Source organism: Acinetobacter sp. CIP 53.82, assembly GCF_000369465.1.
GTDB lineage: Bacteria > Pseudomonadota > Gammaproteobacteria > Pseudomonadales > Moraxellaceae > Acinetobacter > Acinetobacter indicus.
Genome location: NZ_KB850046.1, coordinates 1,566,960 through 1,583,061, shown reverse-complemented (window position 1 = coordinate 1,583,061; position 16,102 = coordinate 1,566,960). Strand labels below are relative to the sequence as shown.

12 protein-coding genes are annotated in these 16,102 nt (G+C 49.2%); 4 read left to right on the top strand and 8 right to left on the bottom strand.

Annotation, left to right across the window (positions count from 1 at the left end; genetic code table 11):
* Nucleotides 1-30: 30 nt before the first annotated feature.
* From F905_RS12980 to F905_RS12955, 6 genes are all read right to left on the bottom strand, one after another.
* Nucleotides 31-1,707: a long-chain-fatty-acid--CoA ligase gene (locus F905_RS12980; RefSeq protein WP_005181524.1), complete on the bottom strand. Its 1,677-nt coding sequence runs from the start codon at nucleotides 1,705-1,707 to the stop codon at nucleotides 31-33.
* Nucleotides 1,708-1,856: 149 nt separating this feature from the next.
* Nucleotides 1,857-4,076, bottom strand: coding sequence for a DNA topoisomerase IV subunit A (parC, locus tag F905_RS12975; protein ID WP_005181522.1), 2,220 nt, complete (start codon nucleotides 4,074-4,076; stop codon nucleotides 1,857-1,859).
* A gap of 257 nt (nucleotides 4,077-4,333) precedes the next feature.
* Nucleotides 4,334-5,653, bottom strand: a complete 1,320-nt coding sequence (locus F905_RS12970; protein ID WP_005181520.1) for a niacin transporter NiaP — start codon at nucleotides 5,651-5,653, stop codon at nucleotides 4,334-4,336.
* Nucleotides 5,654-5,797: 144 nt separating this feature from the next.
* Nucleotides 5,798-6,442: a trimeric intracellular cation channel family protein gene (locus tag F905_RS12965; RefSeq protein WP_005181518.1), complete on the bottom strand. Its 645-nt coding sequence runs from the start codon at nucleotides 6,440-6,442 to the stop codon at nucleotides 5,798-5,800.
* A gap of 63 nt (nucleotides 6,443-6,505) precedes the next feature.
* Nucleotides 6,506-6,973: a YchJ family protein gene (locus F905_RS12960; protein WP_005181516.1), complete on the bottom strand. Its 468-nt coding sequence runs from the start codon at nucleotides 6,971-6,973 to the stop codon at nucleotides 6,506-6,508.
* A gap of 78 nt (nucleotides 6,974-7,051) precedes the next feature.
* Nucleotides 7,052-8,629: a TerC family protein gene (locus F905_RS12955; RefSeq protein ID WP_005181513.1), complete on the bottom strand. Its 1,578-nt coding sequence runs from the start codon at nucleotides 8,627-8,629 to the stop codon at nucleotides 7,052-7,054.
* Between the two features lie 337 nt (nucleotides 8,630-8,966).
* On the opposite strand from F905_RS12955, the gene F905_RS12950 reads away from it, so the two are divergent.
* Complete coding sequence (locus tag F905_RS12950) at nucleotides 8,967-9,587, top strand: LOG family protein (RefSeq protein ID WP_005181508.1); 621 nt, start codon at nucleotides 8,967-8,969, stop codon at nucleotides 9,585-9,587.
* A gap of 78 nt (nucleotides 9,588-9,665) precedes the next feature.
* Here the strand turns inward: F905_RS12950 and F905_RS12945 are convergent, their stop codons facing one another.
* Nucleotides 9,666-10,631, bottom strand: a complete 966-nt coding sequence (locus F905_RS12945) for a hypothetical protein (RefSeq protein ID WP_005181504.1) — start codon at nucleotides 10,629-10,631, stop codon at nucleotides 9,666-9,668.
* Between the two features lie 160 nt (nucleotides 10,632-10,791).
* Nucleotides 10,792-12,606, bottom strand: a complete 1,815-nt coding sequence (locus F905_RS12940; protein WP_005181499.1) for a choice-of-anchor I family protein — start codon at nucleotides 12,604-12,606, stop codon at nucleotides 10,792-10,794.
* Nucleotides 12,607-12,782: 176 nt separating this feature from the next.
* On the opposite strand from F905_RS12940, the gene mdtD reads away from it, so the two are divergent.
* The 3 genes from mdtD (at nucleotide 12,783) to F905_RS12925 (ending at nucleotide 16,098) form a co-directional block, all read left to right on the top strand.
* Nucleotides 12,783-14,174, top strand: a complete 1,392-nt coding sequence (mdtD, locus tag F905_RS12935) for a multidrug transporter subunit MdtD (RefSeq protein ID WP_005181486.1) — start codon at nucleotides 12,783-12,785, stop codon at nucleotides 14,172-14,174.
* A gap of 75 nt (nucleotides 14,175-14,249) precedes the next feature.
* Nucleotides 14,250-15,035, top strand: a complete 786-nt coding sequence (locus F905_RS12930; RefSeq protein WP_005181481.1) for a glycoside hydrolase family 25 protein — start codon at nucleotides 14,250-14,252, stop codon at nucleotides 15,033-15,035.
* Between the two features lie 49 nt (nucleotides 15,036-15,084).
* Nucleotides 15,085-16,098 carry an MBL fold metallo-hydrolase gene (locus tag F905_RS12925; RefSeq protein WP_005181478.1) on the top strand — a complete coding sequence of 338 codons (1,014 nt, stop codon included), beginning with the start codon at nucleotides 15,085-15,087 and terminating at the stop codon, nucleotides 16,096-16,098.
* The last annotated feature ends 4 nt before the right edge of the window (nucleotides 16,099-16,102 follow it).

Below are 16,102 nucleotides of genomic sequence, written 5' to 3'. Positions count from 1 at the left end.
CGCCCTTAGGCGCTTTTTTTATTGCAGAATTTATGCAGTCTTACGTAGGTCTTTACGCAGGATTTTACCTACGTTAGATTTCGGTAATTCATCCATAAATTCAACATAACGTGGGCGTTTATAACCGGTCAGGTTTTCTTTCGCAAATGCCAGAACTTCTTCAGTCGTCAATGAAGGATCTTTCTTCACAACGAACAGTTTTGGCACTTCACCTGATTTTTCATCTGGTACACCAATTGCAGCCACTTCCAGTACTTTTGGATGTTTCGCCACGACTTCTTCAATTTCAGAAGGATAAACGTTGAAGCCAGAGACCAGAATCATGTCTTTCTTACGGTCAACGATTTTGATATAACCACGTGAATCCATAACACCAATGTCACCTGTACGGAAGAAACCATTAATCATCACTTTGTCGGTTTCATCTGGACGGTTCCAATAGCCTTTCATGACTTGTGGACCACGGATTGAAATTTCACCCTGCTCGCCCAATGCTACTTCATTGCCGGCATCATCCAGAATTGCCACTTCAGTTAATGGCAATGGAATACCAATGGTGCCACTGAAGGCTTCAGACGCTGGCGGGTTCGCGGTAGCCACCGGTGAAGTTTCAGATAAACCGTAACCCTCAATGATGTTGGTGCCAGTCACTTTTTTCCAGGCTTCCGCTGTAGATGGTAATACAGCCATACCGCCGCCCATCGCCATTTTCAATCGGCTGTGATCAAGCTGTTTAAACTCTTCATTGTTCACAAGTGCATTGAATAAGGTGTTCACCGCAGGGAAGAAAGTTGGTTGATATTTGCGTAATTCTTTCATTACCGCAGGTAAGTCACGCGGGTTTGGAATCAATACGTTTGCCTGACCTTTATACATCCCGTAAAGCGCGCACACCATAAATGCAAAAATGTGATACAGCGGCAATGCACAGAAAATACGGTCATCTGGCTGACCATCTTGCGCACCAAATTTACTTTGGAAAATACCATCGCATTGCAGCATGTTTGCCACAAGGTTGCGATGCGTTAATTCTGCACCTTTAGATACCCCTGTCGTACCACCAGTATATTGCAGTACTGCCGTATCGCTTAGGGTCAGGCTTGGACGCTTGTAGTTGCTGACATTGGCTTTCGACATGGCTGCATTAAACTTGACATGACCCGGAAGGTCCCACGCCGGAATCTGTTTGCGTACTGAACGTAAGACAAAGTTCACCAAAGTACCTTTTAAGGTACCAAGCATATCCCCCACAGAAGCAACCACAACGTGTTTGACTGGGGTTTTACCCAGAATCGCCTGATATACAGAAGCGAAGTTTTCAATAATCACCAGCACTTCTGCGCCAGAGTCATTTAACTGATGCTCAAGTTCACGTGAGGTATACAGCGGGTTTACATTCACCAGCACCAGACCGGCACGGAATACACCCAACGCCACCACTGGATATTGCAGAACGTTTGGCATCATCACTGCAACACGTGTGCCTTTGGCCAAGCCCAGACCTTGCAAATAGCTTGCAAATTTACGGCTTGCTTCTTCCAGTTCAGCAAAGGTCAGCACTTTATCCATAAAGATAAAGGCATCACGTGAACCAAACTTCTGGAAATTACGTTCAAAGATATCAACCAGTGACGTATTCTCTGGTGGCAACTCTACAGTTTCTGGAATCCCTGTCTTTCGGTATTCTTCAAACCAAATTTTTTCCATAATGCCAATCTCTCCAATCAGTAATCCTTAGTATTCAACTGTTTTATACACTGCCGCACTTCATTTTTTGGCTTGTTTATGTACAGCAGTGGATCCATTTTCACGAATTCGATTCATATATAACGTATTTTATGTAAACAACGCTAGTCTTATCTCTGAATCAACAGTTTATTTGCTTTTTGATATCCCCGTGGTAAAAGCTGTCCCTTAGTTCCTCTCTTACCGATATACTTCTGCAAGTCATCACCTTTTAATTTTAACTGCTGTTGTCCTGCAAACACTTGAATTATTTCATCTAAATTTAGCATTGTCATGGATACAATCTGATCTTTCGGTTCAAGTTGTATCAATTTATTACCTTTACCTTTGTTCAGCACCGGTAATTCTGCCAGATCAACAATCAGTAAACGGCCGGCAGAACTGAGTAGCGCAACATGACTGAACTGCTCAATAGTTTGCAGATTCATCACGCTGGCGCCTTCAGACAGGCTCAGGAAAGCCTTACCGGCTTTGGCATTGGTATCCAGCTGTTTGGCTTGGGTTTTAAAGCCATAACCTTTGCTGCTCATGACCAGAATTTCAGCCTGATCTTCTGCCACAAACACCTGTTTAAAGCCGACCCCGCTGGCCGGTGATAAACGTGAACTGAGCGGTTCACCCAAACCACGCGCCGATGGCAGGCTGTTAATGGCCACACCATAACTGCGTCCAGTGTCATCCAGCACATAGGCACGCTGGTTGGATTTGCCTTGGGCGTGACTTAAATACTGGTCGCCAGCACGGAAATTCAGGTTTTCGGCATCGACATCATGGCCTTTGGCACAGCGAATCCAGCCAGCTTCAGACAGTATCACGGTTACCGGATCGGCCGGCAGCATGTCCTGTTCATTAATGGCAGTGGCTTCAGCGCGCTGCACGATTGGTGAACGGCGGTCATCACCAAACTTTTTGGCGTCGTCTTTTAACTCCGTAATAATCAGGTTTTTTAATGATTCCGGATTGGCCAACTGTTCACGAATTGTGGCAGCTTTGGCCTCGAGTTCTTCCTGTTCGCGACGGATTTCCATTTCTTCCAGTCGGGCCAGATGGCGCAACTTGAGTTCCAAAATGGCTTCAGCCTGAATCTCATCAATACCAAAGTGCGCCATCAGCTCTGCTTTGGGATGATCTTCTTCGCGGATAATGCGGATCACGGTATCAATGTCTAAATAGGCAATCAGCAAGCCGGCCAGAATATGCAGGCGTTTTTCAATCTTGTTCAGATGATATTGCAGGCGGCGTGTGACGGTATGTTTACGAATCTCGATCCATTCCAATAAAATCTGGCGAATCGATTTGACCTGTGGACGACCATCGGCACCAATCATGTTCATGTTGACCCGATAGCTTGATTCCAGATCGGTGGTTGCAAACAGATGGCTCATCACTGCATCGGCATCAATCCGGTTGGAACGCAGCACAATCACCAGACGGGTCGGATTTTTATGGTCCGACTCATCCCGTACATCGGTCACCAGTGGTAGCTTTTTGGCCTGCATCTGGTCAGCAATCTGGGTAATGACTTTTGAGCCAGAGACCTGATACGGTAAATCACTGATAACAATTTCATTTTTTTCAATGGTATACACCGCACGCATGCGATAACTGCCGCGTCCAGTGGTCTGAATCTTTAACAGTTCATCTGGCGGGGTAATTACTTCAGCCCGGGTCGGTAAATCCGGGCCAGGAATATATTCTGCAACCTTGCTATCGCTTAAATTCGGATTACGGATCAGGGCGATGGTGCCTTTAATGATTTCACGCAAGTTGTGCGGCGGAATATCGGTGGCCATACCCACGGCAATGCCGGTGGTGCCATTGAGCAGGATATTTGGAACCCGTGCCGGCAAGGTCACTGGCTCTTTTAGGGAACCATCAAAGTTGTCCTGCCAGTCGCAGGTGCCCTGACCGAGTTCAGACAGTAACAGGTCACTATATGCGGATAATTTGGCTTCGGTATAACGCATTGCGGCAAAGGATTTTGGATCATCCGGTGAACCCCAGTTGCCCTGCCCTTCAATAAATGGATAACGATAGCTAAACGGCTGCGCCATTAACACCATCGCTTCATAACAGGCCGAGTCACCATGCGGATGGTACTTACCCAGCACATCACCGACCGTACGTGCAGATTTCTTTGGTTTACTGCTTGGCTTGAGACCCAGCTCGCTCATGGCATAGACGATACGGCGCTGTACCGGTTTCAGGCCATCGCTGATATGAGGCAATGCACGGTCCATAATCACGTACATGGCATAGCTGAGATATGCTTGTTCAGTAAATTCTGCTACGGAACGGTTTTCTGTCGCATGATGCGCGAGGCTTGTCATAACAACCTGTAATCCTAAATTAATGCGTTATAGTTTTGACGTTCTTATGCTATGCCGCAGCCGCGGCCAGCACAAGGGTAGCCGATCACACTCTGCGACAATTTATGTCTTATGGCGTAAAAATATCCATTTTAGGCGCGTCAATCAACTGAAAAATACACAAGTCTGACTGCACGTTGAAAAACATATTCCAGAAATAAAAAAGATGCGCCGGCACAATAGCCAGCGCATCTTGCATTGTCTGTATGAGCGGCTGCTTATAAACCAATCGACTCCAGGGTCTTGCCGCGGGTTTCCTCACCCAGCAGCACAATCACCAGTGCCACGGCCAGCAGCACCGCGGTAAACATCATAAATACATAGCTAAAGCCGTTGTGCATCACCATCATCTGGGTCACCACCAAAGGCGCAACAATACCGCCCATACGGCCCACCGCCGAAGCCCAGCCGGAACCAAAGGCACGGATATTGGTTGGATACTGTTCCGGCGTATAGGTATACAGCACACCCCAGGCGCCTAGGTTAAAGAAGGACATCAGGCAACCCCAGAACACGATCATGCCGACGCTGCTGGCCTGTCCAAAGAAGTAGGCTGATACCGCACACAGCCCAATAAAGCCGGCCAGTGTGGCTTTGCGGCCAAGTTTTTCTACCAGCCAGGCCGCCGCAATATAACCCGGCAACTGCGCCAGAATCATGATCAGCACATATTCAAAGGACTGCACAATAGTATAGCCTTCCTTGACCAGCAGACTTGGCAGCCAGGTAAAAATGCCATAATAGGAATAGACAATGCCGAACCAGATCAGCCACAGCATGAGGGTACGGCGTGCAAATGGCCCCGACCACAGCTGGGCAAAGGAAATATTCTGTTTGGCTGCCACCGGTTTCACTTCCAGCTGTTCAATCACCTCGACGCCGCAGCGACGTTCCAAACTTTGTACTAGTTTGTGCGCTTCTTCGACCCGGCCGCGGTTAATTAAATACGGCACCGATTCCGGTACTTTTTTCCAGATGACCCAGGCATAGAGCGCCGGTAAGCCACCAATTAAAAAGGCCATATGCCAGTCAAAGGTCGGAATCACAAAATAAGACACCAGCGCCGCGCAGAGCCAGCCCAGCCCCCAGAAGCTTTCCAGTAGCACAATAAAGCGGCCCCGCACATGCGCCGGAATATATTCACTGACCAAAGTCACCGCAACCGGCAACTGCCCGCCCAGCCCTAAACCGACAATAAAACGGAAAAACAGTAACCAGCTTAAATTTGGGGCAAAGGCACAGGCCGCTGTGGCCAGGCTATAAATCACCAGGGTCGTGGCAAATACGGTTTTACGCCCAATCCGGTCGGCCAACCCGCCGGAGAACACCGCACCAATGGCCATGCCAACAAAACCAATTGACACCACCCAGCCTTTTTCTGCCGGGCTCATTTGCCAGTCTTCCGCCATTTTGGCCAGAATAAAGGAGATTAAACCGGTATCCATGGCATCAAACATCCAGCCCAGTCCGATAACCCATAGCAAGGTATAGTGGAACTTACCAATCGGTAAGCGTTGTACACGAGAAACTAGATCCATAATAAACGCTCTGACAGGGTGGAGAGGAAAACGCGGATGGCGCGCCTGGTTATTGTTATGACAACAGCAATCAGCTTTGATTTTAAAGACAATGACCGCTATCTGGATAGCGGTCATGCCGTTTAATTTATAGGAGATTTGTGGCTAGGAGGCATCTTTGGATGAGGCCGACTGCTCATCATCATCCTTATAAATGAATTTTGGCATTTCCAGACCAAAATAGATCGCAATTAAACGTAAGGTAAAACCAAAAATCAGCGTGGCGATAACGGTTAGTTCTAGCGACAGGCCAATTTCAATACAGACCCAATAGCAGATCACCGACACAAAAGAGATACTGGCATACAGCTCACGGCGGAACACCAGCGGCACATCATTACACAGAATATCACGCAGAATCCCGCCCGAGACGCCGGTCAGCACACCAGCCACTGCCGACACCACAAAACCGTGGCCCATTTCCAGCGCAATCTGGCAGCCAATAATGGTAAAGCCAATCAGGCCCAAGGCATCCAGCACCAGGAAGATGGAACGCAGATGGCGCATCCATTTGGCAATTAAAATGGTGACAAAGGCTGCCGCGCAGGTCAGGACCAGATATTCCGGATGCTTGACCCAGGTTAAAGGATAATGGCCCAGCAATACATCACGTACCGAGCCGCCGCCCAGTGCGGTGACACAGGCAATCAGGGTCACCCCGAACCAGTCCATGCTTCGCCGTCCTGCCGACAATGCACCTGTCATTGCTTCTGCAGTAATGGCAATAATATAAATGACCAACAGCAACATGAACTGCCCTTCTTTCACTAGGGGAATTGATGCGCGTTATCATAAGCGAAAATACGGCAAATGTTATAAAAATTGCGCACAACATTGCTTAAATTTCTTGCCCGAACCGCAGATACAGGGCTGTTTCATGGTGATCTGCTGATCGGTGGTCGGATCAAGAAAATACCACACACCCTGATGTTTGACGAAATGCGACACTTCATGATGTATCTGCGGCTGGTTGCCATCCTGATAATAGGCCTTGAATTCGACCTGGGCATGGCTTTTGTCCAGCTTTTCCTGAGCACTTACGATTTCCAGTTTTAACCACTGGTTGGCGCTGCTCCAGTCCCGAATAGCGGCCACATCCAGAGCCTGCTGCTGACCAAGTGCGGTGGTTTTGACAATATAATCAATCTGCTGCAAGGCAAAGGCACTATAGCGTGAACGCATTAGCTGAGCGGCAGTTTGGGCCTGCTGCTGACCTAAATGCAAAGGCTGGCAACAACTGTGATAAAACCCAGCGCCACAAGGACAAGGCTGTTCTGACATAAATATTTTCCAAAAAATAGCCTGACAATGCAGGCTATTTTAACGGAACTGAATCGGAAAACAGGAATATTCTGAGTGCTACTCGGCTGGCGGCTGTGGCAGCACATGCACCTTCTCGATTTTATGCCCGTCCATGGTGACCACTTCAAAAATATGATCATCAGCCAGCAGACGTTGGCCATTTTCCGGCAAACGGCCGAGATGGAACAGGATATAACCCGACAGGGTCGAATATTCTTCCAGCTCATTGACCAGATCACGACCGAGCAATAACGAGACATGGCGGATATCAGTTGAGCCATCCAGCATCAGGCTGCCATCTTCCAGGGTTTCTGCAACCGCGTCGAGGGTATCTTCATCCGGGAATTCACCGGCAATGGCTTCCAGTACATCAATCGGGGTGACCACACCTTCAATCGAGCCATATTCATTCAGTACAATTGCCATTTGCAGCGGCGCCTGACGCAGCTGTTCCATCACCATCAATACCTGCGCATTTTCATGCACAATCACCGGTTCGCGCAGATGTTTTTCAAAATCCAGTACGCCGGTTTCAATAAATTCATTCATGACCTTATGGGTCAGCACCACCCCGGCAATATTGTCCAGCTCGCCATGCACCACAATTAAACGTGAATGCGAGGTATTCATCAGCTGGGCCTGAATACTGTCCTGGTCTTCATCTAAATCCAGCCATTCCAGTTCCGGTCGCGGGGTCATCACCGATTTTACCGGACGCTCGGCCAGACTGAGTACGCCCTGCACCATCACGGTATGGTAGACGCTGTTCTCTTCGGCAAAGACTTCATCGGCAAAAGCACGCGTGGCCAACACTTCTTCCGGACTTGGATGCTCCGGTTCCGGCCCGTTCGGTTTGCCGCCGAGCATCCGCATCACCGCGGAAGCAGTGCGATAACGCAGGTCAGTGGTGGTGACCATTTTTTCCTGATTTTTGCGCATGGCTTGGTTCAGGAACTCGATCATCACCGAGAAACCAATCGCGGCATATAAATAGCCTTTTGGAATATGATAACCGAAACCTTCCACCACCAGCGAGAAACCGATCATCATCAGGAAGCACAGGCACAGAATCACCACGGTTGGATGTTTGTTAACAAAGTCCATCAGCGGTTTAGAGGCCCAGAGCATAATACCAATGGCAATGATCACTGCGATCATCATCACCGACAGCTCTTTGACCATACCCACCGCGGTAATCACACTGTCGAGCGAGAATACCGCATCCAGCACTACAATCTGCACAATCACCATCCAGAAAGTGGCGTGTACCGGATTTTCTTCTTTCAGCTGCGGCTTGCCTTCAATACGCTCACGCAGCTCCATGGTGCCTTTAAACAGCAGGAACACCCCACCAAACAGCAAGATCAGATCGCGACCGGAGAAGGGATGATCAAAAATATGGAACAGCGGATTGGTGAGAGTCACCACCCAGGCAATTGAAGCCAGCAGAATCAGGCGCATGCCTAGAGCCAGAATCAGCCCGACCACCCGTGCGGCGTTACGCTGTTCCGGCGGTAATTTTTCAGCCAGAATGGCAATAAACACCAGGTTATCAATACCCAGCACAATTTCCAGAATAATCAGGGTCAGCAAACCCACCCATGCGGCTGGATCAGACATCCATTCAAAAATCATGGGCGATGCTCCACGAATACCGTTTTGGCTGTGCGACAGCCAAGGCCGGCTGTTTCAAAACCTGGGGAATGAAAGGGAAAAAGAAAAGAGATTAAAAGCGACTGTTGTTGTATGGTGCGATAGTGTCCACTACCCATGACGGTTCTATTGTTGTCAAAAACAATTTCAGTATAGAAAAGATTGGCGCCAGAATCACTCTTTTTTTGGCCTGGTCACGGTTGTGCTGCATGCTTTAACAATTCTTTGCAATCACACTGCACGGCGCTGGCATTGTTTGTCATATTTTTTGCATAAGCTAGAGCAGACAAAAAGAACATGTTAAGGTGAAACAAGAATCATGAATAGCGTAGTAAAAATGACTGATAATTTAAAACATCCCTCTCCTAAAACAACACAACCTTTAATTGCTTTATATTGCGGCTCACGTTCTGGAAATAAACCGGTGTATCAGGAAAAGGCCGTGGCACTGGCACGCCGTCTGGCGGAAAATGGCTTTGGTCTGGTCTATGGCGGCGCCAGTATCGGTTTAATGGGCCAGGTCGCCGATGCCGTAGTTGATCACGGTGGTGAAACTGTAGGTGTGATTCCGGAATTTATGCTGGATTATGAAATTGCCCATCATCGTCTGACCGAGTTGCATATTGTACACAGCATGCATGAGCGTAAAGCCCTCATGGCCGAACGTGCCAGCGCCTTTGTGGCCTTGCCGGGCGGACTGGGTACCTTTGAAGAAATTCTGGAAATTGCCACCTGGGGCCAGTTGAACCAGCATCAAAAACCGATGATGCTGTATAACGTCAATGGCTTCTATAATGCGCTAATTGCCCAACTTGACCATGCCGTGACTGAAGGCTTCCTGCCGCCGCAGCACCGCGCCAAGCTGATTATCTGCAATCATGCCGATGAAATCCTGACTGCATTACATAATCTGGATGCCCCACAGCACGTTGCCATTTAAAGCGCTTGAACCCAAAAGTCCAGAAAGAAAAAAGCGAGCCGAAGCTCGCTTTTTTTGTACTTGATGTTCAGTCCATGCTTAGCCTGAAATCAGGTTATAGAACCATGGCAAAGTGGTCGCCAGGAATACCGACATGGCCAGACCAAACATCAGTTTCATCGCATCTTTGCTGACATTGCGTGAGGTACGGTATTTGCTAACCCCGTTCACAATCATTGAGATGGCAAATTCACGACCGGCCAACAGACCCAGGAATACCCAGGTGGTACTCATCGGGATATTGCTCCACTCTTTGAAAATCAGCAGGATCATTGCATAGATAAAGTCCACGATGGTCGCAGCACGTACATCGGTAACATCGGTTTTGGTATCGACAATCTTCTGGATGGCACCACCACGCTGGTACAGAATAACCCCCAGCAAGATCACAAAGACCGCAATGGCAAACATCAGGAATTCAAACGGTACCTGACGCGGCACATACACGAAGATGTTGGCCAGATCCTGAATCAGCCACTGGCTCCACAGGAAACCGGTAGATAACCATTGTAGAATCACCCATTTGGTCGAATGTTCCTGATCTTTGGTCTGGTTAAAGTACACCGTCATTTTGTTGGCCACAAAACGATAGATGATCAGCGCCGCCAAGAAGGCCACGGCATAGCCCATCATGGATTTGACCATCATCGAGCCCAAGCTCGCAGGAGAGAAGATGGTTAGTACCAGGAAGGTGGTACTGACCGGAATACCATATTTGGTCAGTAGCAACAGTAAAACTGGCGGCACAATATACAGCCAGGTAATTCCGCCTTCAGGGAACGGAATGGTTTCCAGTCGCCCATAAGAGGCATCACCGACGCCCGATGCATACCAGCCATAGACCAAGACCACAACCAGGATACTGCTGATATACACCCACAGTACCCACCAAGGACGATGGGAGTTAGAAGAAATAAAAGTCCCTAAGGTTTGAGGTACATCATTTCCGACAATAGAATAGGCCGCCAAACAGAAGCCGATTACCATTAAAAGTTCAATTGTCATAAGAACAAAGCCTATGTTCAAAAAGGGAACACCACCCCCTATCGGGCTGGCATTAGCTTAAAATGATGACAATACTATTTCAGTTCTATGACATTTTAGTGACAATAAAAATTTAAAATAAAAAAAGAGCACCGTAGTGCCCTTTCTCTTTTTTGCTCACTTATTTCAGGTTCAGCTGATATACCGCGGTGCTGCCGCTGACTTCATTGCCCACTACCAGTAATGGCTGGCCATTAGGCGAGTCCTTTGCCTCAATAAAGACCAGACCTTCCGGGCCTAAATCACCGGCCTGCCCCAGCTCAATTTGTTCAGTGCTCGCACTCATCTCACGGCTATTCAGATACTGCACAAAACTTGGTTCAGATGGAGTCGATACATCATAGACCATCACCCCGCCAGCACGTTCCAGACCAATAAAGGCAAAGGTTTTGCTGCCAATCTGGCCCAGCGTCACGCCTTCAGGTTCAGGGCCTTTGTTGTCACTGCGGTTATCCATGCCTGCTTCTTCATGGTTGGCATTGAAACTTTCCGGATGATGCTCGGCAATGTACTGCTCAAAATCATCCCCTGAATCCCAGACCAGTTCCAGACCATTTTGCGCACTATTTTCTGTCCAGATACTGACCGAGCGTGCACCAAAACTATAAAGATGGTCATATACCAGATTGCCGCGTTCATTCAGCTTTGGCGTACCATCGGCATTTTTCTGGTAGCCTTCAGTCCAGGTAATATTCAGACGACCCAGCAGATGATCTTTACGGCAGTCACCAGCATTGCCTGCCGTGGCACCGCAGTAACCAAAATTATCCGGATTCAGCTCGGCACCTTTGGCCAGCTGGCTTAAGTGTGCCGGTAAATCATCGCCTAAACGGCGGGAAAAGCCATCGGCATGTACCAGATGTTTCACTCGCCATTCTTCAACAAAACCTTTGCTGGTGTCGTTATTAAAATATTCTGGTGTGTCTTCGCCCCAGGCGCGCGCATCGCCTTCATTGGCGGTCACGATATAGGTTTTGCCGGCCACATCAAAGCTGGCAATTGCATCTGGCATATACAGACCGCGCACATTGGCCCAGGTCTGGATCTTAATACTGCCCGTTCCATCAACACCATCGGCATCGCTGACATCCATGCCATTGCCGTCCAGACCATGGTCTTTAAAGCCCAATGGATACACCGCCAGTACTTTGGCATTAACCACATCAATTTTGGCCAGCGCATTGTTTTCCTGCAATGCAGCCCAAGCCGTTTTGCCATCTTGCGATACCGTAATATATTCCGGTTCAAAATCCTGCGCCGCGGTCGCATTTGGCCCGAAAATACGCACGCCCTGGGCACGCAGCGCCGCTTCCTGTCCATTAAAGGCTTTAAAGTCTGCAGTGCGGACCACAGGCGCTGTTAAATTACTCAGCTGAATCACGGAAATTGAACCTTCCGGATCAACCTGATAATCATCAGATGGCTCACCTTCATTGGCCACCAGCAGGGTTTGACCATCCGGGCTAAAAGTCAGCATATCCGGTAAGGCACCGACCTGCACATGCGCCAGTTTGCTCAGATCTTTGGCCTGATACAGCGCCACATAACCCGGATCGGTTTTGACGGCAGCCTGAATCGCAATTGCCACAATACCGTTATGCACTGCGACACTGTTTACTTCCGCGCCTTCAGCAATATCATGGACCTGAATCTCGGCAATTTTAACCGGCTGATTTGGCTGGCTTAAATCGAGTACATCCAGCACCCCGGCCTGCGCATTGACCACAAACAGGCGTTTGCTGGCGGCATCATAGGCCGGAATTTCTGCGGCACTTTCTGCAAAAATGCCCGACTGATAGGCCCCGATTTTGCTCAGTTCAATGGTATTGGGGGTTGGATCGACCGGTGCAGGACTGACCTGATCATCATCACTGTTACACGCTGCCATCCCCACGGCCAACATGGCCACCCAAAGTGATTTCAATTTTAATTTCATAGGTTTAATTTGATAGTGTTTAGAATATGAACAATTTATAAACATCCGGTTGCAGTGCCATGACGTTTTGATTGCAGTTTTCTGACAGGGTCAGGCCGTCACGCGGCAACGCTTTAGATACGACATCCGCGCCAGATTGTTTTACACTAGGCAAAATTCCACCATGCCCACTAATTATGACTGCCACGCCAACCCATCAAGCCCTGCAACCCGAATTCAGATTGTTGGTGCTGCTGGTGTCGATTGGCTTTTTTATGCAGGGCCTGGATACCACCATCATCAACACCGCGTTGCCGGCCATTGCCGAGAATTTGCAGGAAGATCCACTGCGAATGCACAGCGTGGTGGTGGCTTATGTGTTGTCAGTGGCGGCCTGCATTCCCTTGAGTGGCTGGCTGGCCGACCGTTTTGGCGTGCGCAACACCTATTTTTCCGCCATTGTGATTTTCACCCTGGCCTCCATTGGCTGTGCCTATGCCAGCAGCCTGAATGAACTGCTGTTTTACCGGGTACTGCAAGGGATTGGCGGCGCGTTCTTATTGCCAGTTGGTCGTCTGGCGATGCTAAAAATCATTCCCCGCACCCAGTTTTTATCGGCCATGAGCCTGATGAGTCTGGCCGGTCTGATCGGCCCCTTAATTGGACCTACTTTGGGCGGCTGGCTGGTCGAAGTGGCCTCATGGCACTGGATTTTTCTAATCAATCTGCCGATTGGCATTTTAGGCGTCTTGATTACCTTTAAAGCCATGCCAAACATCACCGAGCCGAGCGTGCCGCAATTTGATTTCTGGGGATTTATCCTGTTATTGATTGCCATGGTCGGGCTGTCACTGGGCATTGAAAACGTGGCCAGTCCGCTGTACTCGCTGTGGTGGAGCATTGCGCTGGTCCTGCTCGGTCTGCTGAGTGCCGGCCTGTATGCCTATCATGCGCATACTCATCAGAATGCCCTGTTTCGCAGCAAGCTGTTCCGGCACCGGATTTATGCGATCGGGATTCTTGGGAACTCGATTGCCCGGCTGGCCGGCAATTCAATTCCCTTTTTACTGCCGCTGATGCTGCAACTGGCCTTTGGCTTTGAGCCCTTTGTGACCGGCCTGATGATGATTCCGACCGTACTCGGTTCGCTGGCCTCAAAACCGATTATCCGCCAGCTGATTCAGCGCTTTGGTTATCGTCAGGTGCTCATCACCAATACCTTGCTGGTCGGGGCCTGTATCGCCAGTTTTGCCCTGACCACGGCCGACACACCCATCTGGTTACGCGCGCTGCATTTCTTTATTTTCGGTCTGCTCAATTCACTGCAGTTTGTATCCATGAACACCCTGACCTTAAAAGATTTACCGCAGCAAGATGCCAGCAGCGGTAACAGCTTCCTGTCGATGATCATGATGCTGTCCATGAGTATTGGCGTGGCCTTGGCCGGAACACTGGTCAATCTGTTTAGTGCCTATTGGGGACCGGAGCAGGTGGTCGCGGCCTTCCATGCCAGCCTGATCTGTCTGGGCAGTATCAACCTGCTGGCTGCAATGATTTTCTGGAAAATTCCGAAAAACACCCCGGTCTAAAGCCGCGTGGAACGCTAGCCCCCGCGCAGCCTTCGCGTTATGATCAAAATTGAATTCCGAAGATCTGCCTTGCCTATGTCTGCACACCCTGCCCACCGTTCTGTCCAGCCCCTGACCTATGCTGCGGTTGCCATCTGCGGCATGGTGCTGATGGCGGCCTTGCTGTATTGGGGCGTGCTGCATACCCGGCCAGCCACCGCACAGGACTATCCGATTCAGGGCTTTGATGTTTCGCATCATCAGCAGCAGATTGACTGGCACAGGATTTCACCGGAAAAATACCGTTTCGTCTATTTAAAAGCCACCGAAGGCGGCGATTTTAAAGACCGTAAATTTCAGGACAACTGGCTGGCCGCGCATGAACAGGGCTTTCTGGTTGGCGCCTATCATTTTTATCGGCTGTGTCGTGATGGTCAGGTGCAGGCACAGAATTTTATCGACAGCGTTCCGAAACAGGCCAACAGCTTGCCACCAGTGATTGATCTGGAATACGACAGCAACTGCATCAACACCTATACCCGGGAACAGTTGCTGCATGAAATTGGGGTGATGCATGACGCGCTGCAACAGCACTATGGCAAACAGCCGATTTTTTACATTTCCAGGAATTTTTATAATATTGTACTGGTCAATCAGTTCCCGCAGGTGCCGCTGTGGGTACGCGAATATCAGGGTAAACCGGCCTTAAGCGGTAATCCCGACTGGATGTTCTGGCAATATAGCAATCGTGGCCAGATTACCGGCATTGCCACTCCGGTCGATCTGAATGCCTTTTATGGCGATGAACAGGACTGGCAACAGTTTCTGAAGGCCAACCAGATTGTGGAACCATCTAAAAATAGCGTGGATACAACCCCTTAATACTCATACCAACAAGATAAAAATAAAAGCTGACAGGAATATTGTGCGAATGACACTGAAATACAAGATTTTGTCAGGTCTGCTTGGCCTGATGTTACTGCTGATTGCACTCATCATCTATATACTGCAGCCTTCCGGAAAAGTGCAGGATTTCCAGCCGTGGCTGTATCAGCCGGCAGCAACCGCACCAGCGGGCTACACGGTCAAATTCTTTGGCGTATCGACCTTACTGTTTGATGATGGCCAGCAACAGCTGTTGATTGATGGCTTCTTTAGCCGGCCGAGTCTGAGTCAGCTGATGTTTGGTCAAATTAACAGCCAGCCAATCGTAATTGAACATGCGATTGAGCTCCATCAATTGCAACGAACGCAAGCCATTCTGGTGACACACTCGCATTATGACCATGCGCTGGATGTCCCTCTACTTGGCCAATTGCTGCCGCAGGCTAAAATTATTGGTTCCCGAAGCACGCTGAATATTGCCCGTGGTGCTCACTTGCCCGAAAGCCAGTTACAGCAGCTGGTACCTTTACAACCGATGCAGATTGGCAACTTTACTGTCACCGCTTTCCCGTCCCAGCATACTCCGCCAACTGCAGTGAATAATGATCTGGGTGAGGAAATCCAGCAGCCGCTGAGCTTGCCGGCGCGTTTTTCGGAGTTTAAAGAAGGCCATAGTTTTGACTATCTGATTGAGTATCAAGGCCACAAAAGTCTGGTCAAAGCCAGTACCGGTTTTATTCCCGAACAGCTTAAACCGCTACAGGTCGATCATCTGTTTCTGGGCATTGCCCAGCTATCCAGGCAACCGGAACAGTATCAGCAGCAGTATCTGGCAGAAACCTTGCAGCACCTAAAACCCAAGGTGCTGATTCCCATCCATTGGGATGATTTTTTCCAGCCGCCAGAACAGCCGCTACAGTTTTTACCACATCTGGCCGATAATACCCCGAAGAGTCTGAATACCGTGATCAAGGCCGCAGCACAACAACAGACCCAAGTGCTGCTGCTCGATCAACCGTATGCTTATCCGCTAATGACAGCCACGGATGTCGCGCGTTAAGATG

Bases quoted from the DNA above. Each gene is read 5' to 3' on its own strand.
- F905_RS12960 (WP_005181516.1), bottom strand. From the start codon at position 6,973: ATGTCAGAACAGCCTTGTCCTTGTGGCGCTGGGTTTTATCACAGTTGT.
- F905_RS12950 (WP_005181508.1), top strand. From the start codon at position 8,967: ATGAATAGCGTAGTAAAAATGACTGATAATTTAAAACATCCCTCTCCT.
- parC (WP_005181522.1), bottom strand. From the start codon at position 4,076: ATGACAAGCCTCGCGCATCATGCGACAGAAAACCGTTCCGTAGCAGAA.
- F905_RS12970 (WP_005181520.1), bottom strand. From the start codon at position 5,653: ATGGATCTAGTTTCTCGTGTACAACGCTTACCGATTGGTAAGTTCCAC.
- F905_RS12955 (WP_005181513.1), bottom strand. From the start codon at position 8,629: ATGATTTTTGAATGGATGTCTGATCCAGCCGCATGGGTGGGTTTGCTG.
- F905_RS12980 (WP_005181524.1), bottom strand. From the start codon at position 1,707: ATGGAAAAAATTTGGTTTGAAGAATACCGAAAGACAGGGATTCCAGAA.
- F905_RS12945 (WP_005181504.1), bottom strand. From the start codon at position 10,631: ATGACAATTGAACTTTTAATGGTAATCGGCTTCTGTTTGGCGGCCTAT.
- mdtD (WP_005181486.1), top strand. From the start codon at position 12,783: ATGACTGCCACGCCAACCCATCAAGCCCTGCAACCCGAATTCAGATTG.
- F905_RS12965 (WP_005181518.1), bottom strand. From the start codon at position 6,442: ATGTTGCTGTTGGTCATTTATATTATTGCCATTACTGCAGAAGCAATG.
- F905_RS12930 (WP_005181481.1), top strand. From the start codon at position 14,250: ATGTCTGCACACCCTGCCCACCGTTCTGTCCAGCCCCTGACCTATGCT.
- F905_RS12940 (WP_005181499.1), bottom strand. From the start codon at position 12,606: ATGAAATTAAAATTGAAATCACTTTGGGTGGCCATGTTGGCCGTGGGG.
- F905_RS12925 (WP_005181478.1), top strand. From the start codon at position 15,085: ATGACACTGAAATACAAGATTTTGTCAGGTCTGCTTGGCCTGATGTTA.